This window comes from Bradyrhizobium sp. FW305-F6 (assembly GCF_058782905.1).
Window position 1 is genome coordinate 647,891 of the sequence record NZ_JBYSYD010000003.1, and the last position, 14,406, is coordinate 662,296.

Consider the following 14,406-nt stretch of genomic DNA (forward strand, 5'->3'; position numbering starts at 1 on the left):
GCCGCCACGATGGGACAAGTTTCATATCGAAAAAGTTGCAAAATACCACCTTGGAGTTGCGTTCGATGTGGGCGTAATGTTTCGCGGGGCATGCGATTCGAGTGGGGTCTGGTGACAAAGCCAGGAAAGAAACGGGCGCGCGCCGCATCAGGCGCGCGGAGGGGCGGGCGTCACGACGAACCGGGAGAGGGCGGCGCAGACGAGGCGGTGGCCTTCATTGCCGAGCAGACCGGGGCGTTGCGCAAGCTGGCCGAGCGGCACAAGCTCGACGTGTTGCATTATCTCCTGGGGATGACGCAGCTCGAGGCCGACGAGCATCTGCGGCTGCGGACCAAGCGCAAGCTGTCGTAACAGGGCTCGACGATCGACGTGAACTGACGCGCTCGTCTCCCCGACCAACCGAACGTGAACAACGCATCCAATATTTCGAACCTGGCGGACAGGCTCCGCGATGATGTTCGTGGCCTCGGCATCATGGCGGCATTGATCGGAGGGTTGATCCTCTGGTTTGCGACCGTCGGCTCGACCGACCGGGTGACGTATCGCGGCGTCGATCAAGCATGGGCCGAGCCCGGCCGAATCTATCTCAACACCGAGCCTCCCGGTCATTACGTGATCGAGCGGAATGCGGATTTTGCCGCCATGAAGGTCGGCTGTACCTACGATCTGAGCTACGATGTCAAGTTCGGCCGGCATCAACGCGGAAACCGCCTGAAGACGATCCGCAGAGTGAACCTGGTCGGATGCTAGCGGTGCTCAGCTTCGCGGGCCGGCTTTGGCCGAGCTTCGCCGCGGCGCCAGTCGCGGCTTCAGCGTGGTGTCGGCGGGACTGAGCAGCCGGCCGTCCTCGGCACGCATTTCCAGCCTCTTCACCGGGCGGCCCTTGTCGCGATCCACCAAAATGGTCGCGATCTCCTCGGGGTGGTCATCGAACTCCTCGCTCCATTGCCGTAGCGCGACCAGGATCGGGAAAGCGCCGCGGCCTTTCGGCGTCAGCACATATTCCTGATAGGCGCTGCCGTCCGAGGCGGGGGTGGTTTCGAGGATGCCGTGCTCGACCAGTGACCGCAGGCGAGCGGACAGGATGTTTTTGGCCGTGCCGAGCCTGCTTTGAAATTCGCCGAAGCGGCGCACGCCGAACAGCGCCTCGCGGATGATCAAGAGCGACCACCAGTCGCCGAGCGCCTCCAGCGAGCGCGCGATCGGGCAAGCGTCGCCCTCGAAGCTCGTTCGTTTCACCATCGCGGTTTGTCCTATCGCGTTCGCACGGTGCCGGCGCCGATCACGCGTTCGTGTGGTTGCATCATAAAACCTAATGCCTTAGATGGCAATCTAGTTTTATTATGCAACCACTGGAGGCGAGCGTGAGACTTCGAGGAAAGACGGCCCTGATCACCGGCGGCAACAGCGGCATCGGGCTTGCGACGGCAAAACTATTCGTGGCGGAGGGAGCCAAGGTGGTAATCACCGGCCGCAACAAGCAGACGCTGGACGCGGCCGCCAAGGAACTCGGGCCGAATGCGCTCGCGCTCGCTGCCGACGCGACCGACATTGCCGGCACTGAAGCTGCGATCAAGCAGGGCGCGGAGAAGTTCGGCAAGTTCGATATCGTGTTTGCCAATGCCGGTATCGCCGGCGGCACGCCGCTGGGCTCGGCCACGCTCGAGGTGTTCGAGAAGGTGATCAGCACCAATCTGACCGGCGTGTTCTTCACCGTGCAGGCGGCGCTGCCGCATCTCAACGACAACGCCTCGATCATTCTCAACGGCTCGGTGATCTCGGTGCTCGGCATTCCCGGTTACTCCGCTTACGGTGCCGCGAAAGCAGGCGTGCGGGCGATGGCGCGGATCATGGCCTCGGAACTGTCGCCGCGCGGCATCCGCGTCAACGTGGTGGCGCCCGGCGCGATCCGCACGCCGATCTGGGGGCCCGCGACCGCGACGCCCGAAGCCGAGAAAGAATTCGAAAAGCGGATCGCGCTGTCGACGCCCCTGGGGCGCCTCGGCGAAACCGATCACGTCGCCAAGACGGTGCTGTTCCTCGCCTCCGACGATTCCGCGCATGTGCAGGGTCAGGAGATATTCGTCGACGGCGGCGCGGTGGCCTCTCCGAGCGGCGCGCCGATCTATCGCAGCTGATGGCTTGAACCAACGCGATTCCGTCCGGCGCAACTGCCATATTGCGCCGGACAGTCCGCGTGCCCAAGCTATGCTGCGCGCAGAGTCGTCGCCGCCTGAAGTGCGCCGGCGAGCGCTTTCTCGCGGTGATCCGGGCCGAGTGCAATGCCGTCGGCGGGGACGAATTCCAGGTCGGTGATGCCCACAAAGCCGAACACCCAGCGCAGATAGGTTTCGACGTGTTCGCCGGCGACGTATGGGGTCTCGGCGCCGTAATGGCCGCCACGTGAGATCGCCACGATCACGCGTTTGCCTCCGGCAAGTCCCTCTGGCCCGGCCGCGCCATATTTAAATGTCTTCCCCACCACCAGGATGCGGTCGATCCAGGCCTTGAGCTGGCTCGGAATGGTGAAATTGTACATGGGCGCGCCGATTACGACGACGTCGGCAGCCAGGAACTCGTCGAGCGCAGCCGCGCTTGCGGCGAGGTCGGGTGCAAGCTCCGCCGGCGCGGGAGCGCCTTGCGCGGCGGCGAGGTGCGAGCCGGAGAGGTGGGCCAGCGGGCTCTGGGTCAGGTCGCGATAGACCACTTCGAGCGACGGCGTCGCCTGTTTCAGCCGATCGACGATGGCGGCGGAAACCTGCCGGCTGACGGAGTGGGGGCCGAGCACGCTGGAGTCGAGATGGAGGAGTTTCATATGGGGTCACCCTGGTATAAGTTTGTAACCAGCGCTACATGAGTGACTGTCGAAATCCCCGCAAGAACGCACTTTTTTGAGCCATGGGCACATCATTGAAACCTGCGAACATCGAATTGCCTGCTCCGCCGCGGCCAAATCCGCCCCATACAAGGCCCATGCCCGATCCCAACCATGCGGACTGCCGCGGCGTCGCCTCCGTGCTGTCCCGCGTCGGGGACAAATGGAGCGTGCTCGTCATCATGATGCTGAGCGACGGGCCGAAGCGCTTCAACGAGCTGAAGCGCACGATCAATGGCATCTCGCAGCGGATGCTGACCCTGACGCTGCGCGGCCTCGAACGTGACGGCCTCGTCACGCGCACGATCTTCCCGACCATCCCGCCGCGCGTCGACTACGAGCTGACCGATCTCGGCCGCGGTCTCCAGCAGCCGGTGAAGGCCCTCGGCGAATGGGCGATCGCGCATCTTGAGCAGATCGCGGCTGCACGCACGCGGTTCGACGGGCGCAACGAGGGCTAGCGTTGCTTATCCAAGCGAAGCGAGGGAGCCCGGAATCCATTTGGCGGCAGAGGAAGTGGATGGATGGATTCCGGGTTCGCGACTTCGTCGCGCCCCGGAATGACGACTGGAGGCTCTAAAGCAGCGACACCAGTCCGCCGCCGTGACGTTCGAGCTTGCCGGCGAGCTCGAGCTCCAGCAGGACGGTGCGCACGATCGCGGGCGAGGCGCCGGACATCCGCACGAGATCGTCGATCGAGATCGGCGTGGGGCCGAGCAGGCCGATGATCTGGTCGCGGTCGTGGCCTTGCGGATCGCTTTCGAACGGCTCGCTGTCGGGTTCGCCTGCGGGGTGCATCAAGGGCCGCTCCATGATCGGCTGCACCGCGTTGACGATATCGGCGGCTTCCGTGACGAGCGTTGCGCCCTGCTTGATAAGGTCGTTGGCGCCGGCGGCGCGCGGATCGAGCGGGGAGCCGGGTACTGCGAAAACCTCGCGGCCCTGTTCGGCCGCCATGCGCGCGGTGATCAGTGAGCCCGAGCGGTGTGCGGCTTCCACCACGACGACGCCGAGCGCGGCGCCTGAGATCAACCGGTTGCGGCGGGGGAAGTCGCGGGCGCGCGGCTCGTGGCCGAGCGGCATCTCGGAGATCGCCGCGCCCGCGTGATCGAGGATGGCGGCGAGCAGGTCGCCATGCTCGGGCGGATAGATGCAGTCATGTCCGCCGGCGAGCACGGCAATCGTGCCGCTCTCGACACTCGCGCGATGCGCGGCCTGGTCGACGCCGCGCGCCAGCCCTGAGATGACGACGAAGCCGGCTTCGCCGAGCTCGCGCGCGAGCACACCTGCGAACTTCAAGCCGGCGCCGGAGGCATTGCGCGAGCCGACGATGGCGATCATCGGCCGCATCAAGGTTTTGAGGTCGCCGCGCATGGCCAGCAGCGGCGGCGCATCGTCGATCATCGCCAGCCGGGCCGGATAGCCGTCCTCGCCAGGTGCGCGCCAGGCGATGCCGAATTTGCGGCTCGCGGCGAGCTCGGCCTTGGCCTCGTCGGCACTATAGATGCGGCCTGATCGCTGCGCGCCGCCGCGACGGGCGAGATCGGGCAGGCGCTCCAGCGCGGCGCGCGGGCTGCCGAAATGATCGACCAGCGAACGGAAGGTGCGCGGCCCGACATTGTCGGAACGGATCAGCCGCAAGCGGTCGATCCGCTCGGACTCGGTCAGCTCCACGCTCGGATTGATGGCGTCCACGGTGTCTCCTTGCAGGGACAGCATGGAACAACCTGAGGGCGTCGCGCAACAGTCACGTGCGCTTGCACGACCTTCTCGCAATGCTAAAAGCGATCCCAATAAGAAGGATGTTGCCATGATCTCACTCGCCGACCTCCAGCGCCGCATCGAAGCGGGGGAGCTTTCGCCCGATGCAGCCATCGCCCAGTCGCATACGGCGATCGAGGCCCGGGAAAAGGACGTCCGCGCCTTCGTGCGGCATGACAAATCCGCGAAAGCGCAAACCTCGGGCCCGCTGCGCGGCATCGCCGTCGGCATCAAGGACATCATCGACACCGCTGACATGCCGACCGAGATGGGCTCGGAGATCTATCGCGGTTGGCAGCCGCGCGCCGATGCGCCCGTGGTGATGATGCTGAAGCGCGCAGGCGCCACCATCATCGGCAAGACCACGACCACGGCGTTTGCCTCGCGCGATCCGACGCCGACGCTCAATCCGCACAATCTCGGCCATTCGCCCGGCGGCTCGTCCGCGGGCTCGGCGGCTGCGGTCGGCGCCGGCATGATCCCGCTGGCGCTGGGCACGCAGACCGGCGGCTCGGTGATCCGGCCCGCGGCCTATTGCGGGACGGCTGCGATCAAGCCGTCGTTCCGGATGCTGCCGACGGTGGGTGTGAAGTGCTATTCGTGGGCGCTCGACACGGTTGGCCTGTTCGGCGCGCGTGCGGAAGATCTCGCGCGCGGTTTGCTGGCGATGACGGGGCGCACAGAATTCTCCGGCATCACCCCGGCGAAGTCGCCGCGCATCGGCGTGGTCAGGCAGGAGTTCGCCGGTGCCGTCGAGCCGGCTGCCGAAGAGGGGCTGCAGGCTGCAATCAAGGCCGCCGAGCGGGCAGGTGCCAGTGTGCGGACCATCGATCTCCCTGCATCGGTGCAGGAGGCCTGGCGCATCCACCCGATCATCCAGGATTTCGAGGCGCATCGCGCGCTGGCCTGGGAATTTTCGGAACGCCACGACGACATTGCACCGATGTTGCGTGCCAGCCTCGACGCGACGGCCGGACTGACGCCGAAGGAGTATGACGAGGCGCGCCGGATCAGCCGCCGCGGCCGACGCGAGCTTGGCGAATTGTTTGAAGGTCTCGATGTGCTCCTGACCTATTCGGCACCCGGCACGGCGCCGGCCAAGGAGCTCGCGACCACGGGCGATCCGCGCTACAACCGGCTCTGGACGCTGATGGGCAATCCTTGCGTCAACGTGCCGGTGCTGAAGGTCGGCGGCCTGCCGATCGGCGTGCAGGTGATCGCACGGTTCGGCAATGATCCGCTGGCACTCGCGGCGGCCTGGTTCCTGGAGGAGGCGCTGGCGAAATCAGGCTAGCGCAGGTTCGGACGAAACAAGGTCGTGAGCAAGTGCAGAGGGCGCCGCGCCGGCTCTTGCGTCCTGCCCGAGCCAGCGCGCGGCGGCCTCGCGGCCGCTTCGATGCAGCAGGCGAATGAAGCCGCGGCCGAGGTCGGTCGATGAGCGCTGCGCCAGCCCGTCAACGGTGTCTTCGGCCGCGATCCTGGAGAGCCGCAGCGACGGCGCCGCGTGGGCGTGCGCCCATTCGATCGCGGCGATCTCGGCGTTGAGCGCGGCATTGGCCGCGATCTGGTCGAGCCGGCGGTCGATCGCGGCGAGCGTGATCGGCACGTAGCTGTCGCGCGCGGGCGTGACCTGAATCAGCAGGACGTCGGGTGTCTTTGTTTCCTGCGCCAGCCGCAACAGGGGCGGATTGCCGCCAAAGCCGCCGTCCCAATAGGCCTCGCCATCGATCTCGACGGCGCAGTGGACCAGCGGCGGGCAGGTCGAGGCCAGCGCGACGTCGGCGGTGATGGCGTCGTTGCGGAAGATCTGCTGCTGCCCGTCGCGGATTCGCGTCGCCGCGACCAGGAGCTTCGGGCAGCGCGCATCGCGCAGGACGGTAAAATCGATGTCGCGCGAGAGCGCCCGCCGCAGCGGATCGAGATCGAACGGATCGAACTGACCCGAGCGCAAGGTCGGGCCGAACGCAACCGAGCTTCCCGCCGGCGAAAAGCCGCCGATCAGCATCAGCGAGCGGAACGAGGCCTCGTGCATCAGCCGCACCCAGAACCGGTTCAGCCGGGAACGGGCGCCATCGCGGCCGCCCTCGGCGAGGCCGCAGGCGAGCAGCAGCGCGTTGATGGCGCCGGCGCTGGCACCGCTGATGGTGTCGATCGCGATATAGGGCTCTTCCAGCAGCCGGTCCAGCACGCCCCAAGTGAAGGCGGCGAAGGTGCCGCCGCCCTGGAGGGCGAGCGAGAGTCGTTGCGGCGGCCATTGCGCCGAGCGTGCCTGCTCAACGGGGGCGGCGGCTGTTACGGCTTCGATCAGGGCTGGTTCTCGTCGGGCGATTGGAGCGGGTGGCGGTGCCGGCGGCGAAACGGCCACGGGCTTTGACGCTGGAGGCGGTGCAGGAGCAACAGACCAGATGTTGGTCGTGGAGAGCAGCCGGCTTGCCGCAGTACCCTGCGAGCCAGCTTCGTCATGCGTCCCGTCGTTCTTCTCGCTCATTCTGAGCAACCGCATGTAACGCCATTTCGACCGTCAGGATGACAGCCATGGCACCGGTTCGCCATCCCAGCCGCGAGTCAGCGGTGAGTTGCAAACAGGATTTGAATACAATGCGGAGAGGGGCTTCGGTATCCGTAGATGTCCCGGATCAGGCCTTTTCGCCGATCCGGCTTTCCTTGCCGGCCTGCAGTCGCTTGATGTTCTCGCGATGCGCGTAGAACAACAGCAGAGTCAGCACCGCCGTGAGCGCCGACAATGCGAGGTGCCCGGACCACCACAGGAACATCGGCGTGATGAAGGCCGCCACCAGCGCCGAGAGCGAGGAATATCGGGTGGTGACGGCGGTGGCGAGCCAAAGCAGGCAGAACACCACCATGCCGGGCCAGAACAACCCGAGCAGGACACCGATATAGACCGCGACTCCCTTGCCGCCTTTGAACTTCAGCCAGACCGGGAAGAGATGGCCGAGAAACGCGCCGAGCCCGGCCAGCATCGCGGCGTTGGGTCCTGCGATGTAGCCGGCGATCACGACGGCCGCAGTGCCCTTAAGCGCGTCGAGCAGCAAGGTGCCGGCGGCAAGGCTCTTGCGCCCCGTGCGCAGCACGTTGGTGGCGCCGATGCTGCCGGAGCCGATCGAGCGGATGTCCTGGGTGCCGGCGAGCCTGGTCAGGATCAGCCCGAACGGAATTGAGCCGAACAGGTAGCCGATGACGAAGGCGACCGGCAGAAATGCTTCAAGCGCCATGGCGGCAGCTCCAATGGCAGGATTTCCATGTCGAACGATCGGGCGCGTCAGACATGCTCGTAGACCGTTCGGCCGCCGACAATGGTGCGCACCACGCGGCCTGTAAAGCGGGCCTCGTCGAACGGGGTGTTCTTGCAGGGCGATTTGAGGTCGGCGGGATCGACGATCCAGGGCGTATCGGGATCGATCACGATGACGTCCGCGGGGCTGCCGGTGCGCAGGGTTCCGCCCGGCAGCCCGAGCAGCTCGGCCGGCCGGGTCGACATCGCGCGGATCAGCGTCTTCAGTTCCAGTTCGCCGTTATGAACCAGTCGCAGGCCGGCCGGCAGCATGGTCTCGAGCCCGACGGCGCCGGGTGCGGCCTCCGCGAACGGCAGGCGCTTGACCTCGACGTCCTGCGGATTGTGGTCGGACATGATGACGTCGAGCAGGCCGGAGGCGATGGCCGCGACCAGGGCGCGGCGGTCGTCCTCGGTGCGCAGCGGGGGCGACAGCTTGAGGAACGAACGGTAGGGGCCGATGTCGTTCTCGTTCAGCGCCAGATGATTGATCGAGACCGAGGCGCTGACGGCGAGCCCGGAATCGCGGGCGCGCTGGAGGATGTCGAGGGAATCGATACAGGTGAGCGAGGCTGCGTGGTAGCGGCCGCCGGTGAGGGCGACGAGGCGCAGGTCGCGCTCCAGCATCACGGCCTCCGCGGCGTTCGGGATACCCATCAGGCCGAGCCGGGTCGCAAACTCGCCCTCGTTCATGACGCCTTCGCCGACGAGGTTGGGATCCTCGGTGTGATGCACAATCAGCGCGTCGAAGTCGCGGGCGTAGGTGAGCGCGCGGCGCATCACCTGCGCGTTGGTCACGCTCTTGTCGCCGTCGCTGAAGGCGACCGCGCCGGCGGCCTTCAACAGGCCGAACTCGGTCATCTCGGCGCCGTGCATACCCTTGGTCAGCGCCGCCATCGGCTGGATGTTGACAATGGCGGTGTCGCGGGCACGGCGCATCACGAAGTCGACGGTTGCCGAATTGTCGATGACCGGCGAGGTCGCGGGCTGGCAGATGATGGTGGTGATGCCGCCGGTCGCGGCGGCCTGGCTCGCCGAGGCGAAGGTCTCGCGGTGGCTGAGGCCGGGCTCGCCGACGAAGGCGCGTATGTCGATCAGGCCCGGCGCCACGATCTTGCCGGTGCAGTTGAGGATGTCGGTGCCCTCGGGGACGCCCGCCGCGCCAATGCCGCGGCGGGTCTCACGGATGGTGCCGTCGGCGATGAGAACGTCGGCGATGCCGTCGAAATCCCGGGAGGGATCGACGACGCGGGCATTGGCGAGCAGGATGGGGCGGCGGTCGGTCAGCATGGGCATCACGCGTTCGGCAGGTTGCGGGCGAGCGCTTCCAGCACGGCCATGCGCACGGCGACGCCCATCTCCACCTGTTCGCGGATCAGGGACTGCGCGCCGTCGGCCACGATCGAGTCGATCTCCACGCCGCGGTTCATGGGACCTGGATGCATCACCAGGGCGTCCGGCTTGGCGTAGGCGAGCTTCTTCTGGTCGAGCCCGAAATAATGGAAGTATTCGGACGAGGAGGGCACGAAGGAGCCGTTCATCCGCTCGCGCTGCAGCCGCAGCATCATGACGATGTCGGCGCCTTCGAGGCCCTCGCGCATGTCGCGCATGACCTCGACCCCCATCCGCTCGATGCCGGTCGGCAGCAGCGTGGAAGGGCCGACGACGCGGACGCGGGCGCCCATGGTGTTGAGCAGGATGATGTTGGAGCGGGCGACACGCGAATGCAGCACATCGCCGCAGATCGCGACCACGAGGCCTTCGATCCGGCCCTTGTTGCGGCGGATGGTGAGCGCGTCGAGCAGCGCCTGCGTCGGATGCTCGTGCGCGCCGTCGCCGGCATTGATCACGGAACCGTCAACCTTGCGCGCCAGCAGTTCCACCGCGCCCGAGGCGTGATGGCGCACCACCAGGATGTCAGGGTGCATCGCGTTCAGTGTCACGGCGGTGTCGATCAGCGTCTCGCCCTTGCGGATCGAGGACGAGGATACCGACATGTTCATGACGTCGGCCCCGAGCCGTTTGCCCGCAAGCTCGAACGAGGACTGGGTCCGGGTGGAGGCCTCGAAGAAGAGGTTCACCTGCGTCCGTCCACGCAGGACGGTGCGCTTCTTGTCAACCTGTCGGTTGACCTCGACATATTCTTCGGACAGGTCGAGGAGGCCGCTGATGTCGGCCGCGGAAAGGCCCTCGATGCCCAGCAAATGCCGGTGGCCGAGGACGAAGGTCGATTTCGATGTCATTAAAAGCAGAGCTATAGGGGCGGATGGCGGGGGGAGCAAGCTTCAATTCCCTCACCTGGACTTATCCACGGCGCTCTGCGGCTGGAGGGTGCAGCCCGCCTGTGTTCGGGGCAGTTGCTTTGCGCTAGACTCCTGCCATTCGTTGCGTCACGGGCTGGATCATGACGGGCAGGCGGTATTTTAGTCGACTCGCGCGCAATGTTGCCGCGCTGGCGGGCGTTTGCCTGTTCGGCCTGGTGGCACCGGCGTCGGCCGAGAAGCGCGTGGCGCTCGTGATCGGCAATGATCGCTATCCGAACCTGCCGGCCGACCGGCAGTTGAAGAAGGCTGCCAATGATGCAACGACGGTGGCGGACGCGCTGAAGTCGCTCGGATTTGAGATCGTGCTGGGAACCAATCTTGGCCGCCAGGGCATGATCGACCGGCTCGCGGATTTCACCGCCCGGCTCGAGCCGGGCGATACCGCCGCGGTGTTCTATGCCGGGCATGGGGTTGCGATCGCGGGCGTGAACTACCTGGTGCCGAGCGATGTTCCCACCGTCACCGAGGGAGCCGAAGCGCGGGTGCGCGGCGCCTCGATCGCGGAGCCCGACGTGATTGCCGAGCTTCAGGCGAAATCGGTGCGGGTCGCCTTCGTCGTCATCGATGCCTGCCGCGACAATCCGTTTCCCCGCGCCGCCGGCCGTTCGATCGGCTATACGCGGGGGCTTGCCGATGCGAAGCCGGCGCGCGGGATCTTTACGCTCTATTCCGCCGGGATCGGCCAGACCGCGCTCGACCGGCTCGGCAGCAACGACACGGCGCACAATTCGGTGTTCACGCGGATATTCGTCGAGCAGTTGAAGCGGCCCGAGCTGCATCTCGGCGACCTCGCGGTCGAGGTGCGCGAGCGCGTGGCGGCGCTGGCGCTGACGGCGAGCGACGAGGGCGGCCAGCCCGTGCCGCACGAGCAGACGCCGGCGTATTACGATCAGACGCTCGGCGGGCGCATCTATCTCGCGGCGCCGCCGTCGTCGGAGCGGCCGATGGCGGGCATGCTGATCAAGCCGCCGGCAAAGCCTGCGGTCGCGGAGCGCGCGACCATGCGTCCACTGCGTCCCTCCGCGGCGGGCGAAAGCTGCGCGCGCAACGGATTCGAGACCTATTGCGTCAGCTCGATGCTCAAGCCGCAATACGGCAATTCATACGGCGCGGTGAACTTGTTCGACGGCTCGACAGGGACGGCCTGGGTCGAGGGCGCCTCGGGCAACGGCATCGGCGAATGGATCACGATCGAGTTCGAAGCCCTGCGGCGGGTCAAATCGATCCATGTGCAGAACGGCTACCAGAAAAGCCCCGACATCTTCGCCAAGAACAACAGGGTCCGCCAGATCCGCGTGCTGTTCTCGGGCGGCGAGTCGCAGATCTTCATTCTCGACGACAAGCTGTCGGCGCAATTGCTGTCGTTGCGGCCTCCAGTGTCGACTTATTGGATGCAGTTCATCATCGACGACGTCTGGGCCGGCAACAAATACACGGACACCGCGATCACCAAGCTTCTGGTCAACTCGGATCCGGTGCAATGACCGCAAGGACCGGAATCGCGGCGCGCGTGGCGCTGGTCGTGCTGCTTGCAGCATCCGTGTTCGCGCCGGCGCGGGCGCAGACGTTGCCGGGCGATTTCGTCTATCTGCGCGACATCGAACCCAGCATCATTCAGGATATCCGCTACGCCACAGCGAACAATTTCGTCGGCCGTCCGCTCGCCGGGTACAATGCCGGTGAATGCGTGGTGAAGCGCGAGGTGGGGCTGCGGCTGAAGGCGGTCCAGCAGGAACTGGCGGCACAGAACCTGTCGCTGAAGATGTTCGACTGCTACCGGCCGGCGCGGGCCTCGCTCGACATGGTGAAGTGGTCGCAGAACGGTCACGAGACGGCGGCCGAGCGGCGCTACAACCCGAGAATACCGAAGACCGAGCTGTTCCGCCTCGGCTACATCGCGAGCCGTTCGCAGCATTCGACCGGAGCTGCGCTCGATCTCACGTTGGTCGACCTCAAGGCGGACAATTCCGCCAGATATGATCCGTCGAAGTCATACGCCGATTGCACGGCGCCGGTCGAGGCGCGTGCGCCCGAGGGCAGCGTCGACATGGGCACCGGCTACGACTGCACCGACCCGAAGGGGCACACTGCGGCACCATCGATCACCCCGGAGCAGCGCGCCTGGCGCAAGCGGCTGGTGGCTGCGATGGCCAGGCAAGGCTTTGTGAACTATTCGAAGGAGTGGTGGCATTTTTCCCTGCCGGGGGCGGGCGGGGCGGCCTATGATTTCCCGATCCAGCCGCGGACGAGGTAGAGTTCAAATTGAGACGGAAGGAGTCGCGGATGTGTACACCTCTCCCAAGGGGAGAGGTCGGCGCGAAGCGCCGGGTGAGGAGGGCAAGTCTCCCGTTCGACCGTAACCCCTCACCCGCGCCTCCGGCGCGACCTCTCCCGTCGGGAGAGGTTGCACTGCCCGAGCCGAGATAGATTCGATGGAAGCCCCATGACCCAGCCGAGCCTTGCGACCCACGAGGTCTTCAACCAGTCGCCGCCGTTCGAGGACGTCGACCTGTTCACCGTGGATCGGCCGCTGGTCGAGGCTGTCAGGGCCAATGGCGGCGCGGCGGCGGAACGCGAGCTGTCTGCGTTCGGCACGCAATGGGGCTCGGCGGCGATGGCCGATCGCGGGCGCCTCGCGAACGAGAACACACCGAAGCTGCGCACGTTCGACGCAAAAGGCAATCGCCGCGACCAGGTCGAGTTTCACCCCGCTTATCACGAATTGATGGCGCACAGCGCGCATGCCGGCGTGCATAATTCGACGTGGACGGCGAGCGGCAAACCCGCGGGAGATGCCGCCGAGGTCATTCGTGCCGCAAAGTTCTATATGGCCGCGCAGGTCGAGACCGGCCACCTCTGTCCGATCACAATGACGCGCGCCTCGGTCGGTGCGCTGGCGATGCAGCCCGACTTGCTGGCGCGCGTGATGCCGGTGCTGGCGACGAAGAGCTACGATCCCGGCTTCGCGCCGTGGTGGGGCAAGCGCGGCATGACGCTCGGCATGGGCATGACCGAGAAGCAGGGCGGCACCGATGTGCGCGCCAACATGACCCGTGCGGTGCGCGACGGGGACGCCTATTGCATCACCGGGCATAAATGGTTCATGTCGGCGCCGATGTGCGACGCGTTCCTGGTGCTGGCGCAGGCCGAGCAGGGGCTGACCTGTTTCTTCATGCCGCGCTTCACGCCGGATGGATCTATCAACGCCATCCAGTTCCAGCGGCTGAAGGACAAGCTCGGCAATCGCTCCAATGCGTCATCCGAGGTCGAGTTCACAGGCGCTTACGCCGAACGGGTCGGCGAGGAGGGCAAGGGCATCCGCACCATTATCCAGATGGTGCAGCTGACACGGCAGGATTGCGCGATCGCCTCCGTCGGGCTGATGCGTTCCGGACTTGCGCATGCGCTGCATCACGCCCGTCACCGCAGCGTGTTCCAGAAGCATCTGGCCGATCAGCCCCTGATGCAGGCCGTTCTGTCGGACATGGCGCTGCACGTCGAGGCCAGCACGGCGCTGGTGATGCGGCTCTGCCGCGCCTTCGACCGCACGCCCCATGATACGGGGGAGGCCGCCTACATGCGGCTGCTCACGCCTGCAATCAAATACTGGACCTGCAAGAGCGCGCCGCCGTTCCTCTTTGAGGCGATGGAGTGCCTCGGCGGCAACGGCTATGTCGAGGACGGCATCCTGGCGCGCCATTACCGGGAGGCGCCGGTCAACGCGATCTGGGAAGGCTCGGGCAACGTGATGTGCCTCGACGTGCTGCGCGCGCTCTCGCGCGAGCCGGATGCGGCGACGACGGTACTGCAAGCGCTGGCCGCCGACACCAAGGGGTTGCCTGGTGCGGGAGAGGCGGCCGCGTTCATCGGCAAGACTTTCCGCCGCACCGACGGCGAGCAGATCGCGCGGCTTGCGGTCGAAAAGCTGGCGCTGCTCGCGGCGGCCGCGGCTCTCAATGGCGTGTCGCCGCGCCAGGCCGAACTGTTCGCGGCAACGCGCCTCGCGGCCGATCACGCCAGCATGTACGGCGCGGTGGAGCTGGGTAGCGGCGACGTGCGTGCGCTGCTGGAACGGGCGCTGCCGTGAGTGGGGACGGTCTCTCTACAACGTCACGGCCGGGCCTGACCCGGCCATCCACGTCTTGCTGCGCGGC

The 14,406-nt window shown here is 66.3% G+C and carries 15 protein-coding genes; 8 read left to right on the plus strand and 7 right to left on the minus strand.

From position 1 onward, the window contains the following. Nucleotides 1-111: 111 nt before the first annotated feature. Nucleotides 112-351 (plus strand): hypothetical protein, encoded by a 240-nt coding sequence (locus AC3WLX_RS23445; protein ID WP_492337756.1) that lies wholly within the window; start codon nucleotides 112-114, stop codon nucleotides 349-351. 54 nt (nucleotides 352-405) lie between these two features. Beyond that, nucleotides 406-750, plus strand: a complete 345-nt coding sequence (locus AC3WLX_RS23450) for a hypothetical protein (RefSeq protein ID WP_492337757.1) — start codon at nucleotides 406-408, stop codon at nucleotides 748-750. 6 nt (nucleotides 751-756) lie between these two features. On the opposite strand, the gene AC3WLX_RS23455 is transcribed toward AC3WLX_RS23450, so the two are convergent. Further along, the gene (locus AC3WLX_RS23455) at nucleotides 757-1,242 is read right to left on the minus strand and encodes a winged helix-turn-helix transcriptional regulator (RefSeq protein ID WP_291629000.1); all 486 of its coding nucleotides are present in this window, start codon (nucleotides 1,240-1,242) and stop codon (nucleotides 757-759) included. Between the two features lie 122 nt (nucleotides 1,243-1,364). Here AC3WLX_RS23455 and AC3WLX_RS23460 point away from each other — a divergent pair, with 122 nt between their 5' ends. Next, nucleotides 1,365-2,138, plus strand: a complete 774-nt coding sequence (locus AC3WLX_RS23460) for an SDR family oxidoreductase (RefSeq protein ID WP_492337758.1) — start codon at nucleotides 1,365-1,367, stop codon at nucleotides 2,136-2,138. 68 nt (nucleotides 2,139-2,206) lie between these two features. Here the strand turns inward: AC3WLX_RS23460 and AC3WLX_RS23465 are convergent, their stop codons facing one another. Beyond that, nucleotides 2,207-2,815: an FMN-dependent NADH-azoreductase gene (locus AC3WLX_RS23465; RefSeq protein WP_492337759.1), complete on the minus strand. Its 609-nt coding sequence runs from the start codon at nucleotides 2,813-2,815 to the stop codon at nucleotides 2,207-2,209. An 83-nt stretch (nucleotides 2,816-2,898) separates the two neighbouring features. On the opposite strand from AC3WLX_RS23465, the gene AC3WLX_RS23470 reads away from it, so the two are divergent. Beyond that, a complete protein-coding gene (locus AC3WLX_RS23470) occupies nucleotides 2,899-3,336 on the plus strand; it encodes a winged helix-turn-helix transcriptional regulator (protein WP_492337760.1) in 438 nt (145 codons plus the stop codon). Nucleotides 3,337-3,451: 115 nt separating this feature from the next. On the opposite strand, the gene dprA is transcribed toward AC3WLX_RS23470, so the two are convergent. Beyond that, entirely contained in the window at nucleotides 3,452-4,594 is a 1,143-nt protein-coding gene (gene dprA / locus AC3WLX_RS23475) for a DNA-processing protein DprA (RefSeq protein WP_492337761.1), read from the minus strand. A 91-nt stretch (nucleotides 4,595-4,685) separates the two neighbouring features. Here dprA and AC3WLX_RS23480 point away from each other — a divergent pair, with 91 nt between their 5' ends. Continuing rightward, a complete protein-coding gene (locus AC3WLX_RS23480; protein ID WP_492337762.1) occupies nucleotides 4,686-5,930 on the plus strand; it encodes an amidase in 1,245 nt (414 codons plus the stop codon). Here the strand turns inward: AC3WLX_RS23480 and AC3WLX_RS23485 are convergent. The 4 genes from AC3WLX_RS23485 to AC3WLX_RS23500 all read right to left on the minus strand — a co-directional run bounded on the left by AC3WLX_RS23485 (nucleotide 5,922) and on the right by AC3WLX_RS23500 (nucleotide 10,171). Then, nucleotides 5,922-7,124 (minus strand): patatin-like phospholipase family protein, encoded by a 1,203-nt coding sequence (locus AC3WLX_RS23485; protein WP_492337763.1) that lies wholly within the window; start codon nucleotides 7,122-7,124, stop codon nucleotides 5,922-5,924. The two genes, AC3WLX_RS23480 and AC3WLX_RS23485, sit on opposite strands and share 9 nt — an antisense overlap. A 148-nt stretch (nucleotides 7,125-7,272) precedes the next feature. After that, the gene (gene plsY, locus AC3WLX_RS23490; RefSeq protein WP_492337764.1) at nucleotides 7,273-7,869 is read right to left on the minus strand and encodes a glycerol-3-phosphate 1-O-acyltransferase PlsY; all 597 of its coding nucleotides are present in this window, start codon (nucleotides 7,867-7,869) and stop codon (nucleotides 7,273-7,275) included. Nucleotides 7,870-7,916: 47 nt separating this feature from the next. Beyond that, nucleotides 7,917-9,218, minus strand: coding sequence for a dihydroorotase (locus AC3WLX_RS23495; RefSeq protein ID WP_492337912.1), 1,302 nt, complete (start codon nucleotides 9,216-9,218; stop codon nucleotides 7,917-7,919). A gap of 5 nt (nucleotides 9,219-9,223) precedes the next feature. Beyond that, nucleotides 9,224-10,171: an aspartate carbamoyltransferase catalytic subunit gene (locus AC3WLX_RS23500; protein ID WP_028181359.1), complete on the minus strand. Its 948-nt coding sequence runs from the start codon at nucleotides 10,169-10,171 to the stop codon at nucleotides 9,224-9,226. A gap of 161 nt (nucleotides 10,172-10,332) precedes the next feature. Between AC3WLX_RS23500 and AC3WLX_RS23505 the strand changes: the two genes are divergently transcribed. The 3 genes from AC3WLX_RS23505 to AC3WLX_RS23515 all read left to right on the plus strand — a co-directional run bounded on the left by AC3WLX_RS23505 (nucleotide 10,333) and on the right by AC3WLX_RS23515 (nucleotide 14,339). Then, nucleotides 10,333-11,736, plus strand: coding sequence for an NADase-type glycan-binding domain-containing protein (locus AC3WLX_RS23505; protein WP_291623435.1), 1,404 nt, complete (start codon nucleotides 10,333-10,335; stop codon nucleotides 11,734-11,736). Next, nucleotides 11,733-12,506, plus strand: a complete 774-nt coding sequence (locus tag AC3WLX_RS23510; protein ID WP_492337765.1) for a M15 family metallopeptidase — start codon at nucleotides 11,733-11,735, stop codon at nucleotides 12,504-12,506. The genes AC3WLX_RS23505 and AC3WLX_RS23510 overlap by 4 nt, the downstream gene beginning before the upstream one ends. 189 nt (nucleotides 12,507-12,695) lie before the next feature. After that, the gene (locus tag AC3WLX_RS23515) at nucleotides 12,696-14,339 is read left to right on the plus strand and encodes an acyl-CoA dehydrogenase family protein (RefSeq protein ID WP_492337766.1); all 1,644 of its coding nucleotides are present in this window, start codon (nucleotides 12,696-12,698) and stop codon (nucleotides 14,337-14,339) included. Nucleotides 14,340-14,406: the final 67 nt, after the last annotated feature.